We start from the raw sequence: 16,485 nt of genomic DNA, 5'->3' as shown, positions 1-16,485 counted from the left end.
ACCCCAGTCACCCTAATCGCCGTTTTCCCATTGGTAGCTATGAAACACATTCTCAAATATGCTAATTTTTGGACTCTCACCCCTCTAATTTTCTCAGTTGCCATCTTACTATATGCAGGGCGAACTTTAGCTAATAATGCCGTTTTGCGTTCCCTGTTTTCCTGTCAAGCGCAAGGTTTAGGGGGAGTAGTACCTACTATCAAAGTTTCCTATCAACAAGGGACAAACTTAAGCTTTCTCCCAGCAGGGGAAACAATTAAGAAAGTTTGGTTAAACGACCCATCACAAGTAACAATGGACTTTGATGGTCCGATGTGTATGCAATTGGGAGCAGAACGTAACTTAAATTCCGGAGACTGTAAAAACTCAGCCGCAAATGTCATTCAACTGCGGCGCATTCCCCGGCTCAATATTCCCGGAATACCCAAAACAGATAATACACTTTTAACAGTAATTACCGAAGAAGGAAACAGGAGTAAACTCTATACCTTCAGAATATTATATCAAGACACTGCTCCTGATTATCACACTTTAGCAATTTATCCCGACCCAGCCCCCACGGAAATAGCTTGTGTCAGTACATCCAATGAATTAATTTAACCCTTTGACACACCCCAAGCTTCTTGGGGTTAAGACCTTTGATAAATCTCAAATTAATCGGGACATAAGTGTAACTATTTTGTCCCTTTTATTTTATGTAAATTTATAGCCAGAGTGGTTTAAGTGTAATAATATGCCATCAATAACTACATTGAGTAGTTAGTCGGAAAAATGGTGATTAAAAATATGACATTTATCTTAAATTCCGATAATGCTTTTGATTATTTGCTGACACAAGGGTTATTGGATAAGTCCCAACAACCTCCCACTAAGATAGAACCACTCACAACCAAGAATTTCAACCTATTACTTACCTTTACAGAGCAACACAAATTACTGATTAAGCAAGAGCGACTGAATCAAAAAGGTGTAGCAGCTGGTGAGTTTATCGTTGAGTGGCGCATTCAAGAGTTTTTACAGCGATTTCCAGAACTGGAAAAATACCGTCAATTTTTAGCAGAGGTACTGCACTTTGATGTAGAAAATTCCATTATTGTTTGCAGATATCTGGATGATTACCGGGATTTGATGGATTTCTACAGGACTGAAAAAAGCTTTCCTACTGAAATTGCGATCGCAATTGGTAATCTCTTAGGAACCATCCACCGTGATACTTTTGACCATCAAGAATATCAAGAATTTTTCACTCAAGATTCTGTGAACTTTGATCTGGTATCAAATTTGATTCTGGGATTTGAACGTGTGGAGCCAGAAATTTTTGGTTTAGTACCCGATGATGGGTTAAAATTCTTTGCGCTTTATCAACGTTATGATAGTTTAGGGCAGGCTATAGCAGAATTAGGTAAATCTGTCAAGCCTGCTTGTGTGACTCACAACGACTTGAAACTAAATAATATTTTAGTGCGAAACAACTGGCAAGATGACCATGATCATTTGATCAGGTTAATTGATTGGGAGCGATCGCACTGGGGAGATCCCGCCTTTGACTTAGGGACAATCATCGGGAGTTATGTACAGATTTGGTTAGGTAGTTTAGTTATTAGTAAATCCCTCACCATTGAAGAATCCCTGCGATTAGCGATTACCCCCTTAGAAATGCTGCAACCTTCCATAGCCGCATTAACCCAAGGTTATTTAAGCAGCTTTCCAGAGATTATACAACACCGTCCCGACTACTTACACAGAGTAGTACAATTTGCCGGATTTGCCTTAATTCAACAAATCCAATCCATGATTCAATATGAAAAATCCTTTAGTAATACAGGAATTGCCATGCTGCAAGTAGCTAAAGCATTATTAACCCGCCCTGTACAATCAATACCGACAATTTTTGGTCATACCTTTAATATTACCGCAGTTTAGCTCATACTTTACCCCTCAACTTATGCTAACTAACAACTTACTAGAAACCCTGGAAGACATCGTTAAAAAAATAGAGATTAAAACTGATTTTTCAGTTCATCATCCCGACTATAAACCCTTAGAATTGCCTCTAGAAGTAGTAGAACGGTTTCAAAAAATGCCCAAGCAGATGCAGCAAAAATATTTAAGTTTACAACTGCGAAGTTTTCTGTATGGCATTTATTATAACGGTTCTCTGCGGAGTGTATTGGCGCTAGATAGAGAAGAAAATAACTTACCCCAAGACTTAGAGAATAATACTCTTTTAGGCGTGGATTTAGAATTTTACGAACATTTACATAATAGCAATCAAGGAGATGGGTATTTTGACTATGGTTGGTATGTTATGGGAGAAGAACCAGACGATACATTAGCGGTGACACAAGGCGGTTTAAGGCTACATATTCACCGAGATAAACATCTATCACCAGCCGAACAAAGCGCAAGAGTGGGTGATACTGTTGCTATTCGGTTACCAAAAAATAGAGTACAAAATGGCTTTTACATGGCTGTTGGGAATCAGGGTTTTACTCGTGTGGAGGATGAGCCAAAGAACTCAGTAACCGTGAGAATTTATTTTAATTTCACTCCTGAAGGTGCTGTAGGGGTAATGGGTAGTTTAACCCAGCAACTAAATGATTTAGGGATTCCCTTTAGTTTTAAAGTTTTGTACAATCCCCAAGATTACGGAAGACATGACTCAGGTGTATTGTACTTTGATAAACCAGATTATCAACAAGTTAAAACTACTCTACAGGATATATATCTGACAAATCAATCCTACTTTCACCGAGAAATTCCCCTATTTACCATGCAATTAGCACCGGGGTTAAGTTTAGCTGAAGAACCAAATCAAAAGTTTGTAGAAAAAGAAAGCTTTGGGATGAATCGTTGTCAGATTATCGCCAATGGATTATTAAAAGCTTGGTATCAGGGGGATAACTCCATTCAGGGGAGGATGCAAGCCATTAATACAGAATTTTCCCAGTTAGGAATAGATTTAGCAAAAGCATATTTAAATGCTGGCTCTGAGGATATTTATCAATCCTGGGAATAAAGCCTTTTTCAGGCTCATGAAGTACACACCAATTCCCTATTCCCTATTCCCTGTTCCCTGTTCCCTCAAACTAAAAAAAAATGTACCTCACGAGCATGGGAAATGCTATAATTATGAACGAGCGCGCTGACTTTGATAGCCCTTGGAAAGAGATACTTACCGAGTATTTTCCCCAAGCCATACAATTCTTTTTCCCAGCCACCGCCACCCTAATTAACTGGGAGCTACCCCATGAATTTCTCAATCAGGAATTTCGGCAAATTGCCCGTGATGCGGAGCAAGGTAAACGTTATGCTGACCAATTAGTCAAGGTTTGGCAACTTAACGGCGAAGAAATCTGGCTATTAATTCATGTAGAAATTCAAGCACAGAAAGAAAATGATTTTAGTCAGCGGATGTTTACCTATAACTTTCGCATCTTTGACCGCTTTGGTAAACCAGCCATTAGCTTGGCAATCTTGTGTGATAATAACCGCAACTGGAGACCGCATAATTACAGTTATAACTACCCCCAGACAAGATTAAACTTTGAATTTGGCATAGTTAAACTGTTAGATTATGAACAACGGTGGCAAGAATTAGAAAATAGTCATAATCCCTTTGCTACAGTGGTGATGGCGCACTTGAAAACCCAGCAGACACGCTCATCACCAGCAGAACGGAAAACCTGGAAATTTAGCTTAATTCGTAGGTTGTACGATTTAGGACTAAAAGAACAAGATATCCGGAATCTCTATCGCTTTATCGACTGGGTTATGATTTTACCAAAAGCACTGGAAAATCAATTGTGGTCAGAATTTAAGCAATTTGAGCAGGAGCGGACTATGAGGTATGTTACCACCGGCGAGCGCATAGGTTATGAACGGGGAATACAAGAGGGTAGACAAGAGGGAATACAAGAGGGAATACAAGAGGGTGAAGTAACCCTGATTCTCAGACTCCTAAAAAAACGATACGGTGAATTATCCCCAGAATTACAGCAACGTATCCAGTCTCTTTCCCTCAACCAATTAGAAGCTCTGGGGGAGGTTTTACTAGATTTGGGTAGTATGGCGGATTTACTGGCTTGGTTGGAATCCCAGTAATTACTGTGGGGTGGGTATCCTACCCCTTTTCAGCCTAAATGGTTTATATCTGCCATTAAGTCATTAATAACATGAACGAGCGCGCTGACTTTGATAGCCCTTGGAAAGAGATACTTACCGAGTATTTTCCCCAAGCCATACAATTCTTTTTCCCAGCCACCGCCACCCTAATTAACTGGGAGCTACCCCATGAATTTCTCAATCAGGAATTTCGGCAAATTGCCCGTGATGCGGAGCAAGGTAAACGTTATGCTGACCAATTAGTCAAGGTTTGGCAACTTAACGGCGAAGAAATCTGGCTATTAATTCATGTAGAAATTCAAGCACAGAAAGAAAATGATTTTAGTCAGCGGATGTTTACCTATAACTTTCGCATCTTTGACCGCTTTGGTAAACCAGCCATTAGCTTGGCAATCTTGTGTGACAATAACCGCAATTGGAGACCGCATAATTACAGTTATAACTATCCCCAGACAAGATTAAACTTTGAATTTGGCATAGTTAAATTGTTAGATTATGAACAACGGTGGCAAGAGTTAGAAAATAGTCATAATCCCTTTGCTACAGTGGTGATGGCGCACTTGAAAACCCAGCAGACACGCTCATCACCAGCAGAAAGGAAAACCTGGAAATTTAGCTTAATTCGTAGGTTGTACGATTTAGGACTAAAAGAACAAGATATCCGGAATCTCTATCGCTTTATCGACTGGGTTATGATTTTACCAAAAGCACTGGAAAATCAATTGTGGTCAGAATTTAAGCAATTTGAACAGGAGCGGACTATGAGGTATGTTACCACCGGCGAGCGCATAGGTTATGAGCGGGGAATACAAGAGGGTAGACAAGAGGGAATACAAGAGGGTAGACAAGAGGGTAGACAAGAGGGTGAACTAACCCTGATTCTCAAACAACTAAAAAAACGATACGGTGAATTATCCCCAGAATTACAGCAGCGCATCCAGTCTCTTTCCCTCAACCAATTAGAAGCTCTGGGGGAGGCTTTACTAGATTTGGGTAGTATGGCGGATTTACTGGCTTGGTTGGAATCCCAGTAATTACTGTGGGGTGGGTATCCTACCCCTTTTCAGCCTAAATGGTTTATATCTGCCATTAAGTCATTAATAACATGAACGAGCGCGCTGACTTTGATAGCCCTTGGAAAGAGATACTTACCGAGTATTTTCCCCAAGCCATACAATTCTTTTTCCCAGCCACCGCGGCCTTGATTAACTGGGAGCTACCCCATGAATTTCTCAATCAGGAATTTCGGCAAATTGCCCGTGATGCGGAGCAAGGTAAACGTTATGCTGACCAATTAGTCAAGGTTTGGCAACTTAACGGCGAAGAAATCTGGCTATTAATTCATGTGGAAATTCAAGCACAGAAAGAATATGGTTTTAGTCAGCGGATGTTTACCTATAACTTTCGCATCTTTGACCGCTTTGGTAAACCAGCCATTAGCTTGGCAATCTTGTGTGACAATAACCGCAACTGGAGACCGCATAATTACAGTTATAACTATCCCCAGACAAGATTAAACTTTGAATTTGGCATAGTTAAATTGTTAGATTATGAACAACGGTGGCAAGAGTTAGAAAATAGTCATAATCCCTTTGCTACAGTGGTGATGGCGCACTTGAAAACCCAGCAGACACGCTCATCACCAGCAGAACGGAAAACCTGGAAATTTAGCTTAATTCGTAGGTTGTACGATTTAGGACTAAAAGAACAAGATATCCGGAACCTCTATCGCTTTATCGACTGGGTTATGATTTTACCAAAAGCACTGGAAAATCAATTGTGGTCAGAATTTAAGCAATTTGAGCAGGAGCGGACTATGAGGTATGTTACCACCGGCGAGCGCATAGGTTATGAACGGGGAATACAAGAGGGTAGACAAGAGGGTGAAGTAACCCTGATTCTCAAACTCCTAAAAAAACGATACGGTGAATTATCCCCAGAATTACAGCAGCGCATCCAGTCTCTTTCCCTCCACCAATTGGAAGCCCTGGGGGAGGCTTTACTAGATTTGGGTAGTATGGCGGATTTACTGGCTTGGTTGGAATCCCAGTAATTACTGTGGGGCGCTCTTGTCTCCCTATTTTCAAATACTAAATAGAATGCAGGGGCGATCGCCACTTACTCCTTCTATGGTTTATGAGGATAGAGATGGGGTATTTACGGTTTATAGGAGAAAAAATCATGACAGTTACAACCCCCAAGAACATGACCTTGGAAGAGTTTCTGCAATTTGATGATGGTACAGATAATTTATATGAATTGGAGAACGGCAAATTAATTTCTATGCCTTTAGAAAGTGAGCTAAATCGTCGGATAGCCATGTTTTTATTGGCATACTTCCTAAAATTAGGTATTCCCTATTACCGCTTGAGTATGAAAACAGAAATGGCCGTATATAGTCGCCAGGTGGGGGTGCGTGTTCCTGATTTGGTCTTGTTTTCTGAAGAATTGGCTCAGGTAATGCAAAGTGCTACACGCTCCCTAATTTTAATGGATATGCCGCAGCCGTTGTTGGTGATTGAGGTAGTCAGTCCAAATCAAGAAAATCGGGATTATCGTTACAAGCGCTCTGAGTATGCAACGCGGGGAATCCCTGAGTATTGGATTGTAGATCCCATACAGCAAAAGGTGACGGTTTTGCAGTGGGTAGAAGGTTTGTATGAGGAGCAGGTTTTTACTGGTGATATGGTGATTTGTTCCCCCTTGTTTTCTGAAATTAAGTTAACGGTAAATGATATTTGGCACTGTTAACTCAAATATTTATAAAGTCGGTGCGCCAGGCGATAACTACAATATAGCATTTCCCATGCTCGTGAGGTACAAAGTTGTTTAGTTTCAGGGAACAGGGAACAGGGAACAGGGAATAGGGAATAGGGAATAGGGAATAGGGAATAGGGAATAGGCAATTGATGTGTACTTCATTAGCCTGAAAAAGGCTATAAGGACTAACAGGATGTTTTAAAAGTTATGATTAAGGTATCAAATATTGTTTTACCCCGCCTTCGGTGTGTTCCCCCGTTCCGGTGTTCCCTAAGATGAAAATTACCTGTTGAAAAGTTATAAACCAACCTCTAACTAATCAGGGAAAGACAAAATCTTCCCCTGATTTTTATATTTAAATCATCAAGTAAATAAACTACACACCTTAATATCATAAATCTTGTGGGGTGGGCAGGAAAGCCCGCCCTTTTGTACCTAACTCAAATCAAAGGCGCTGTAAATCTCAAATTAATTGGGACATAATTGTAACTATTTTGTCCCTTTTTTCTGGGTTGTAATTCCGTATTATGTCTGTTTATTTGTATAATATGTGACTTTTAAGCCATAATTACGGCTGTTTTATGTAATATACCGTTACAATTGCGGAAATTTTAGTGACAAAGCTGTAACTATTTTGTCACTTTTATTTAGTAAAAATATCTAGACATAAGTGTTTTACTTTCATACACTGCTATCAATCGAGGTTTTAAACCTTGGGTTTGATTGTTGAAGATAATAAATGGAGGAACAACTCTCATGGCTGATATTAAGATTAATGACATTCAACCCGCTGGTATGGAATTATTTGGGGGTGATGAAAGCTTTATAGATGATCTAGATGATCAAATGTCTCAAGAAATCTATGGAGGGGGCAGGGCGGTTTTTGTAGTTTGTTTTCAATAGTATGTTCTCGGGCAGCATTAAAAGAAGCTGACCATAAAGTATAATCTCAGACTATACTTTAAGTCGACTATTGTGTAGAGACTATCATCCTTATCTGTGATGGGTCTCTGCATAGTCGTGAGGGAAAATATCAAAAGAATGGAGATAATTGATGCAGGAAAGGTTAACTTATAAAAACTTATTTTATTACCTGTTGAATAATGGAATTTGTACAGAAAAAGATATAGATAATGTGAAAATTGACACTATCTACAGCAGCAATTACCATTGGAAGCTTACCATGCAAAATCAAAATTTAATTGTCAAGAGTGGATATGGTAAATACATGGAGGAATCCGTGGTCAATGAACATTATATTTACGAATATTTAGATAATTATGATAATTTGAAAACTTCACTTCTTACTCCTACTATTTTAAATTTTGATCCAGTTAATTGTACTTTGATATACAAGTACTCAATGGAGTATATTGATCTAGCCAGTTATTACAAAAACAATCCTATTCTTCCAACATCGATTGCCGAAATATTAGGCTGTACTCTGGGTACATTACATCATGAAACTGGCAACTCTATTCACTGCTCCCAATTTTTAGCTAAGTATCAGGATAATTTTGAATTCAGTTTCCCTTATTATGATTATATTATTAGTCGAATGCAACCAGAAAAGCTAAGTATTTTTCCAGCAGAAGGTCTCAGATTTCTCACTTTTTATCAACGCTATGAAAATCTAAGAAGTGCAGTGTTAGAACTTGTAACAAAACGGTGTAACTGCTGCTTAATTCATAACAATCTTGAATGGAGCAGAATATTGATTCACAAAGACTATGAAAAAATACTAGGTTCAAAAAATGATTACTCTAATATAAGTTTAATGAAATTTATTGATTGGGGAAGTTTTAGCTGGGGTGAACCTGCTTGCGACCTAGGAATAGCAGTTAGTAGTTACTTGCTGATATGGCTTAACAGTCTAATAATACATCCTTCAATTGGAGTTAAGGAATCTTTGTGTCTAGCTAAAGTACCACTAGAAAGTGTTTCACCTTTAATTATGGCAATGACAAAAGCTTATATTAAAGCTTATCCGAAAATTTTAGAGCATCATCCTAACTTTCTGATAAAAGTTATTCAGTTTGCTGGCCTTCGTTTAATTTATACAGTTCTCAAGTTATTAGAAAGTCATTTTTACTTTGAAAACAAGTCAATTTTTATAATGGAGGTTGCCAAAAATTTGCTCTGTCAACCAGAAAAATCCTTTAAATCCGTTTTTGGATTAGGAGAATCAGACATAATTTCCGCTACATTACACTCTCATCAATAGGATTAATTATGGAATTAATTAAGATATTAAAACATATTTCTAGTAATCTAAGAATAGATGCTGATTATTTTCAAATAAACTATGATAATTTTTTGGTTGAAGAATTAACACCTGATACTCTAAAACAGATACAAAAACTATCTCCTGAATTTCAGTATCAATATTTGAGTTCACAGTTGTTAGATTTATTATTTAGTATTTACTATACAGGTTCACGAAAGAAACAGGCAAAAAAAGAACTGGATACCAATGAGGTCATCTTAGAAAGAATAGCTTCTCAAGGAGTTGATTGGGAGTTTTACGAAAAACTAGAGAAAAGTAACACAGGAACAGGTTGGCTTCATCCTGATTGCGAAGTTATCCGAGCAGAAACTGATGGCAGTCTTGCTATATATTACGATGGTGTCACTATACACGTTGATCCTAATAAGCATATTGATTCAGTAAAGGAGTCGCCAAAGGTAGGTGATTTTGTATGTATGTGGGCTCCTCCAAGCTTTATTAATAATGGATTTTATTCGGCAGTGGGAAATACAAGTCGCGATTTCCAACAAAATACACAAAATACTTTTAAGCAAGTAGTATTTGTTTACCTCAACTTCAGTTCTCAGGCAGCAATTAAGTCCATGGAATCTATAACTAGAACACTAAACGATATGAGTGTTCCTTTCAAGTTTGAAGTGTTATGTAATCCTTTGAACTACAAACGCTATGACTCAGGTGTTCTTGTTGTATTTAATAATGATAAATATGAATTAATCAGGGAAGTTTTGGCAAATATTTACACAGATAATCAGTCCGAATTTGACTGTAACACTCCTTTATTTACCAAAAGGCTTGCACCTGGAATTGGATTAGCGGAACACCCTAATCTACAATTTACATATCAAGAAACTTTTGGTGTGAACAGATTTAGAATTGTGGCTAATGCCTTATTGGAAGCGCATAAAAATGGTGATGAATCGCCAGAGATTCGTATGAAATATATACTGCAAAACTTTGAAAAGTTGGGAATTGATATAGAACGCCCTTATCTAAATCCTAATTCTGAAGATATTTATACACCAATTTGCTAAACCAAATTACCTATTATAGCAAGGTTAGTGTACGTCATTACCAGTTTATGTAATGACGTACACTGGTTATATTATTTAAGGGTGGAAATTGGTTAACAATTCAACCTTAAGCATTTTGGCATTGAACCACTCAAGAAACAAATCCCTAATTTTTTAAATTCAATCACTCCAGATTAAGATTAATCGCCACTTGATTAACTTTATCCTTTAACCAACTTAATAATAAATCCCTCAAAATTTCTTGCTTTAACTCATCATTCAAATGCGGCTGGATAATCTCCTCCACAAAAATCAAACGCACACCCTTAGCTGTAATAATAGGTTTAAGCAACTGAGGAGGTTTCGCAGCAAATACAGCAGCAGATATTTCTGGCTTTAAATCCCGGCGACGCTGTACCCCCAAATATCCACCCTGACGGCGCAATTCCACATCTTTAATATATTGGTGCGCCACATCATAAAAACTCATCTCCCCTTCTTTAATGGCGTAAAAAAGTTCTATCGCTAAATCTTCATCTTCTAACACCACTTCATACATCACCACACCGGCATAATTTAGCTGGTTTTGCCAGAAATACGGCTCGATTTTATCGGCAAATAAATGCTGTCCTAACTTACCACTAATTAAGTTTGTATATATAATCTCTTCAAAATCATCTACAGATAAACCATGCTTCTCTAACCATTTATAAGTATCCTCAGCACTGGTGAGTTTATTTGTTAAGCGTAAAAAATCTGCTGCTTTTTGTAATTCTTCAACTTCTACTTTGATTCCCGCTTCCTCTGCGGCTGCTAAGATAATCTTGCGGTTGACAATCTGTTCTACTAGCTCAGGAATTTGTAGGGAAAGCTTGACTTGTTGCCAAATATCTGCTTGGGTAATGGTGATGGATTCTAACATGATTTACTCCTGAAATTTGATTGATTTTGGTTGATAAAATTTAAACCCCACCCTAACCCTCCCCTGAATAAGGGGAGGGGACTGGCTCACAGGGGTAGGTTTTTAATATTAACTGTGAAGGCAAGACCACCGAAGACAAGGAGGGAAAGTAGACAAGGAAGATTTTCTACAAAAAATGGTCTGTTGATCGTCAGTTTTTGTTACCAATTGTACATTATTTGTACGGTTTTCCTCCCTTGTCCACTGTCCTTCCTTGTCCCCCAAGTCTTGCCCTGACGACAATGTAAAAAACCTACCCTTGTAAGGAGGGGACTGGACGCACCGACGGGGTTGATGTTGATTTGAGTAGTTATGGTGGGTGGCGCTGTGGGAGAACAGACCCTTACAACTTGACACCCCCCTGCTGTAACTGCTTAAAGGGATCAAGTATAAAATCAATAATCCGGCGCTGGCGCACAATTACCTCCGCCGTTACAGTGTCGCCGGGATTTAAAGGGATACATTTATCCTGACTAGGAATACAATCTTGATTCATGGAAATTTCTAACTCATAGGCTGCTACCCTCCCATTAGGTGTATCTATTTCTGTAGTTGTGGGAGAAATCTTGAATAATTCACCACTAATTATCCCGTAGTCTTGGAAAGGATAGGCATCAAATTTCAGCTTAACCGGTAAACCCTGACTCAGGGAACCGCTCTCAGTTGTGGCCATTTGTCCCCGGACAATTAACGGTGAACCTGTGGGAGCAATTTCGGCAATTAAGGTACCTGGTTGCACCACAGAACCAGCTTTTTCAATAGGTAACTGAAATAAGGTTCCGCTGACGTTGGCTTTTAACACTCGTTGATTAAGTTGAAATTCCCAGGACTGAATTTGGCTTTTAGTTTGAGCAATTTCTGCATTTAGGGTAGAAATTTCGCTCTCTATATTTTTCAGTTGTTCTTCGCTTCTGAGTACCGCCAGTTTACCAGCATTAGTGACTATTTTGTAACTATTTTCTTGTTCATTGACTCTTAATTGGGCTTGTTTAATATCAGCATCAAATTGCTTAATGGTGCGCTGATAACTACTTTGTTGTTCTCCTAACCGTAACTGGGCTTGTTGAATATCTGATTTACTCTGTTCATATAATCTTTGTTGTTCTTGGGCTATATCTTGCTTTTCTACCAGTGTGATTTCTGGTATAACTCCTGATTCCCGGAGTTGACCATAGCGTTTAACTTCTCGTTGACTGCTAGCTAAACGGGAAGCCATTAATTTATTAGCAGTTTGACTATGTTCTAGGCTTTGTTTAGCTTGATTAACTTGGGATAATTTTTCCTCTTTTTGTAAATTAGATAAACTCTGTATGGCGTTTAAATTTTGTCTAGCTTGGTCAATTTGAGATTGTTTTTCTAACTCTTGAAATTGATTTTGTTGGCGCTGGGTTGCCAAAACTACAACTAACTGATTTTTTAACAGGTTTAACTGAGATAACCGGTTTAATTGACCTTCTAATCTATCTTTGGTTTGTCGTAATTCGCCTTTGACTAGTTCTGATTCTAGTACCAATAAAGTCTGTCCAGCTGTAACTACATCACCTACTTTGACTTGAATTTCCGCCACGGTTCCAGCAACGGGTGCATCTAGTCTGACTGTTTTACCTTGGGGTTCTAATCTTCCCCTAGCTGTACCTGTTTCATCGACGCGGGAAAACATCGCCCAGGGTAAAACTATGGATACAAATATAATCAGGAAGTATAGTAATCCCCTTGTCCACACTTGGGGTAAACTATCTAGTAGGTCTTTGGTGACATGAGACCAATCATCTATTAAGTTGGCTGGTTGTAGTGGTTCATGTTGCTCATGATTGATGCTATTTGGCATAATTCCCCTGGATATAGTTGTGAAATTTAAATGATTTGGCAAAAAAATTGATTATGGTAGTTATATCCCCGACTTCTATGATAAATGTTGAAGGGATGAGAAGATGGTGTTCAGAAGTCGGGGATATTACCTGCATTATCTAACTGTTGTTGATTGAGATAGTAATAATGTCCCCGTTTAGCCATTAACTCGTTGTGGGTACCACTTTCAATTAATACGCCTTTATCGAGTACCAAAATTAAATCCGCATTGCGCACTGTGGAAAGACGATGAGCAATTACTAATGTGGTTCTACCTTTGAGGATGGTGTTTAAGTTGTTTTGAATTATGCGTTCTGATTCAGCATCTAAATGGGAAGTGGCTTCATCTAAAATCAGCAGTGAGGGATTACCTAATAAAGCTCTTGCTATGGCAATTCGTTGTCGTTGTCCACCAGATAACATTCCCCCACCTTCACCGATTTGGCTTTCATAACCCATGGGTAACTTTTTGATAAACTCATCAATCCCTGCTAACTCTGCCGCTTCTATAATTGTTTGTAAACTTGCCCCTGGGTGTGCTAAACTAATATTTTCGCGAATCGTACCGCCAAACAGAAAAGTATCTTGGTCAACTACCCCCACCTGTTCCCGTAGGGAACGTAAGGACAGACTGGTAATATCATGTCCATCAATTAACACCTGACCATCTGTAGGGGGATACAAGCCTAAAACTAACTTAGAAATAGTTGTCTTTCCTGAACCACTGCGACCTACTAAAGCTACCATTTGCCCTGGTTTAACGGTAAAACTGAGATTTTCTAAAACGTTAATATCACTTTCTGGGTGATAACGAAAGGTGACATGATCAAAACAGATATGACCTTGAATTGGTGGTAAAGATTGCCGGACTTGATGCTGTAAATCCTCTTCTGGTTCTGTATCCAAAACATCGTTAATCCGCTCTACAGCGATGGTTACTTCTTGTAACTCATTCCACAAAACAGTTAATCTTTGAAATGGGGCAATCACATTACCCAAGAGCATATTAAATGCTACTAATTGCCCAATAGTTAACTGATTTTGAATTACTAGATATGCCCCATACCATAGTAACCCAGTAGTAACAACCGCGTCAATCAAATTACTAAAAATTTGCAGGCGATTACCGATAACTTGCCCAGAAAAGCTGGTTTTCACTCTTTTATTTAGTAAGTCTTCCCAATGCCAACGTACCGTTTGCTCCACTGCTGTAGATTTAACGGTTCTCACCCCAGTTAAAGCTTCGATTAAATAACTACTTTCAGTAGCATAGGCGTTAAAAATCTCCCGAGATATCCGGCGTAAAAACGGGGTAGCAATCAAGGCTAATAGGAAAAAAGGCGGCACAATTACTAAAGCTAAAAGTGCCATTTTCCAGCTATACCAAAACATCAACCCGACATAAATAAATACGGTGATTAAATCTAGTACAATAGATAAAGCCTCACCGGAAAGAAAGCGTTGAATCTTGGTATTTTCCTGAACACGGGAAATAATATCCCCTACATAACGAGACTCAAAGAAATTGAGGGGGAGACGCAGGGTATGGCGAATAAAAGCCACAATTAAAGCCACATCTAATTTATGGGCTGTGTGGTCTAATAAATATTGCCGTAACCCCATCATAGCCACACGGAATAAACTAAAAATTAGCAGCCCTAAACCCACAGCAAATAAAGTTAATTCCGAACGTTGAACTACGACCCTATCTAAGATTAACTGAGTGAATAAAGGGGTAACTAAACCAAAGATTTGAATAAATATAGAAGCAGCAAATACTTCCAACATCACCAAGCCATGGGGCTTGATTAATTCAAAGAATTGCCAGAAGGGTGTGACGGTTTCGGGGGTATCTTTGAAAAATGCTGTGGGTTGTAGCAGCAGTGTGTAACCCGTCCAATTGTCTTTAAATTCGGCGTAGGTGAGGGTACGTTGACCAATGGCGGGGTCGGCGACAATGACGGATTTGCGGGTAATTTCATAAACAACAATGTAATGTTTACCTTCCCAGTGGACAATGGCGGGTAATTTTTGCTTGGCTAGTTGATCTAAACTAGCTTTTACTGGTCTGGTACTAAAGCCTATACTTTCAGCAGCGGTGGATAAACCCCGTAAAGATGAGCCATTGCGGTCAACATTAGCGATATCTCGTAAACGATTGACACTAAAGCGTTTACCCCAATAACGAGATACCATGACTAAACAAGCAGCACCACAATCTGAAGCACTTTGTTGAGCAAAAAACGGGTAACGGCGAATAGTTTTCTGTAGTAAATGTCCGACGCGCTGTGTAGGACTGGGGAGGTAAGCTTTACCGATCTTTTTTGATGTCTGGGTTGGTGTGACAGGTGGGGGGGTGATTTCCTCTTGGGGATATGTAGGTGGTGAATCTGAAGTTACCAGTAAAGAATTAACTGCACGGGCTTGGGTGAATAAATGGTTTTGAATGTGGGGATATTTCTGCATCAAGGCTGACAAAACTGTAGCCGGAATGAAGCATAGTTGTAAATTAACACTAGCTCTAGCTCCATAGGGGTAAAAGTCAGCTTCTGGGAATAGGGTAAATTCCCCAAATGATGCTCCTGGTTCTAAGGTAGTAATTAACTCATCTGCGTGATTCAACAGCCTGACTTTACCAGTGATGATAATGTATACACCAGCATCTACATCTTTTCCTTGCCAAAACTTACCGACCCTGGGGCTTTTGAATTTAAACTGTGAGTAGTAGTTGTGAAATTCTGCTGGGGAGAAAGAATGACCTAGAACCTGGTTGAACTGTTCTAGAGACAGCACAGAAACCGGTAGATTTTGCACCATAAGTTTTTAAATGAGTATCTAAAGTGGGTGAAATATAGGAAATTACGGGATCTTCTAGAGGGGTATCTGACTTCAAATCTTGAATCAAGATGCTAGGATTCCCAGTATTTACCTTAGTTGTTTGTTGGTGATGATTGATTTGGTGACAAGTGGATAATCCCAATTGTTTGAGTAGTCGCTTAATGTGTCTATGGCTCAATTCCACACCAAATTCCTGAGCTAAATGTTCACCCAGCCATTTAACAGTCCACCGTGTAAAAGCATAACCATAGTCACGGGGACTACTAACCACCAATTCTTGCAAACGCTGTAAATAGTCGTTATTGACCACTTTAGGACGACCCACGGGACAATCACCCCATTGATGCGCCATACCACTCCTGGCCATGTGCATCCAGTGTCTAACCATTGCGGGACTACAGCCCAAAATGTGACAAATAACTCCTTGAGATTTCCCCTCATCTGCAAGTAGCATAATTTGAATCCGTAGCCGATATAAATCAGGTAAATCTGTTTGTAAACTTTTTTGTAATAGGTCTCGTTGAAATGGTGTCAAAAACTTACCTGTATTAATGTCTTGAATTTGCTCCTCTCTCTTATATTTATGGACAGACATAAACAGAAATAGTGATAAAGAAACCCATTATATTATACAGAGTAATTTGGGCATCAACTCGAAATTATACAAATAATAA

General features: G+C 39.0%; 14 protein-coding genes. 10 read left to right on the top strand and 4 right to left on the bottom strand.

Annotation, left to right across the window (positions count from 1 at the left end; genetic code table 11):
- Nucleotides 1–39 precede the first annotated feature (39 nt).
- From AC6IZ0_RS19460 to AC6IZ0_RS19415, 10 genes are all read left to right on the top strand, one after another.
- Nucleotides 40–600 (top strand): hypothetical protein, encoded by a 561-nt coding sequence (locus AC6IZ0_RS19460; protein ID WP_497724467.1) that lies wholly within the window; start codon nt 40–42, stop codon nt 598–600.
- Between the two features lie 186 nt (nt 601–786).
- Complete coding sequence (locus tag AC6IZ0_RS19455; protein WP_497726109.1) at nt 787–1,923, top strand: phosphotransferase; 1,137 nt, start codon at nt 787–789, stop codon at nt 1,921–1,923.
- A 22-nt stretch (nt 1,924–1,945) separates the two neighbouring features.
- The gene (locus tag AC6IZ0_RS19450; RefSeq protein WP_497724466.1) at nt 1,946–3,019 is read left to right on the top strand and encodes a T3SS effector HopA1 family protein; all 1,074 of its coding nucleotides are present in this window, start codon (nt 1,946–1,948) and stop codon (nt 3,017–3,019) included.
- Nucleotides 3,020–3,132: 113 nt separating this feature from the next.
- Nucleotides 3,133–4,104, top strand: a complete 972-nt coding sequence (locus AC6IZ0_RS19445) for an Rpn family recombination-promoting nuclease/putative transposase (RefSeq protein ID WP_497724465.1) — start codon at nt 3,133–3,135, stop codon at nt 4,102–4,104.
- A 71-nt stretch (nt 4,105–4,175) separates the two neighbouring features.
- The gene (locus AC6IZ0_RS19440) at nt 4,176–5,159 is read left to right on the top strand and encodes an Rpn family recombination-promoting nuclease/putative transposase (protein WP_497724464.1); all 984 of its coding nucleotides are present in this window, start codon (nt 4,176–4,178) and stop codon (nt 5,157–5,159) included.
- A gap of 71 nt (nt 5,160–5,230) precedes the next feature.
- On the top strand, nt 5,231–6,178 hold the full coding sequence (locus AC6IZ0_RS19435) for a DUF4351 domain-containing protein (RefSeq protein ID WP_497724462.1): 948 nt from the start codon (nt 5,231–5,233) through the stop codon (nt 6,176–6,178).
- A 128-nt stretch (nt 6,179–6,306) separates the two neighbouring features.
- Complete coding sequence (locus tag AC6IZ0_RS19430; protein WP_497724461.1) at nt 6,307–6,876, top strand: Uma2 family endonuclease; 570 nt, start codon at nt 6,307–6,309, stop codon at nt 6,874–6,876.
- 765 nt (nt 6,877–7,641) lie between these two features.
- Complete coding sequence (locus AC6IZ0_RS19425; protein WP_497724459.1) at nt 7,642–7,788, top strand: hypothetical protein; 147 nt, start codon at nt 7,642–7,644, stop codon at nt 7,786–7,788.
- 151 nt (nt 7,789–7,939) lie between these two features.
- Nucleotides 7,940–9,109, top strand: coding sequence for a hypothetical protein (locus tag AC6IZ0_RS19420; RefSeq protein WP_497724457.1), 1,170 nt, complete (start codon nt 7,940–7,942; stop codon nt 9,107–9,109).
- An 8-nt stretch (nt 9,110–9,117) separates the two neighbouring features.
- Nucleotides 9,118–10,185, top strand: coding sequence for a T3SS effector HopA1 family protein (locus tag AC6IZ0_RS19415; protein WP_497724456.1), 1,068 nt, complete (start codon nt 9,118–9,120; stop codon nt 10,183–10,185).
- 163 nt (nt 10,186–10,348) lie between these two features.
- On the opposite strand, the gene AC6IZ0_RS19410 is transcribed toward AC6IZ0_RS19415, so the two are convergent.
- The 4 genes from AC6IZ0_RS19410 to AC6IZ0_RS19395 all read right to left on the bottom strand — a co-directional run bounded on the left by AC6IZ0_RS19410 (nt 10,349) and on the right by AC6IZ0_RS19395 (nt 16,406).
- Entirely contained in the window at nt 10,349–11,086 is a 738-nt protein-coding gene (locus tag AC6IZ0_RS19410; RefSeq protein ID WP_497724454.1) for a peptidylprolyl isomerase, read from the bottom strand.
- A 382-nt stretch (nt 11,087–11,468) separates the two neighbouring features.
- The gene (locus AC6IZ0_RS19405; protein WP_497724452.1) at nt 11,469–12,953 is read right to left on the bottom strand and encodes a beta-barrel domain-containing protein; all 1,485 of its coding nucleotides are present in this window, start codon (nt 12,951–12,953) and stop codon (nt 11,469–11,471) included.
- A 110-nt stretch (nt 12,954–13,063) separates the two neighbouring features.
- Nucleotides 13,064–15,790, bottom strand: a complete 2,727-nt coding sequence (locus AC6IZ0_RS19400) for a peptidase domain-containing ABC transporter (protein ID WP_497724451.1) — start codon at nt 15,788–15,790, stop codon at nt 13,064–13,066.
- The gene (locus tag AC6IZ0_RS19395) at nt 15,684–16,406 is read right to left on the bottom strand and encodes a helix-turn-helix domain-containing protein (protein WP_497724450.1); all 723 of its coding nucleotides are present in this window, start codon (nt 16,404–16,406) and stop codon (nt 15,684–15,686) included. The genes AC6IZ0_RS19400 and AC6IZ0_RS19395 overlap by 107 nt, the downstream gene beginning before the upstream one ends.
- Between the last annotated feature and the right edge of the window lie 79 nt (nt 16,407–16,485).

Source organism: Anabaenopsis sp. NIES-4685, from assembly GCF_059725405.1.
The sequence above is the reverse complement of the archived record's forward strand: the minus strand, read 5'-3'. Positions and strand labels throughout refer to the sequence as shown.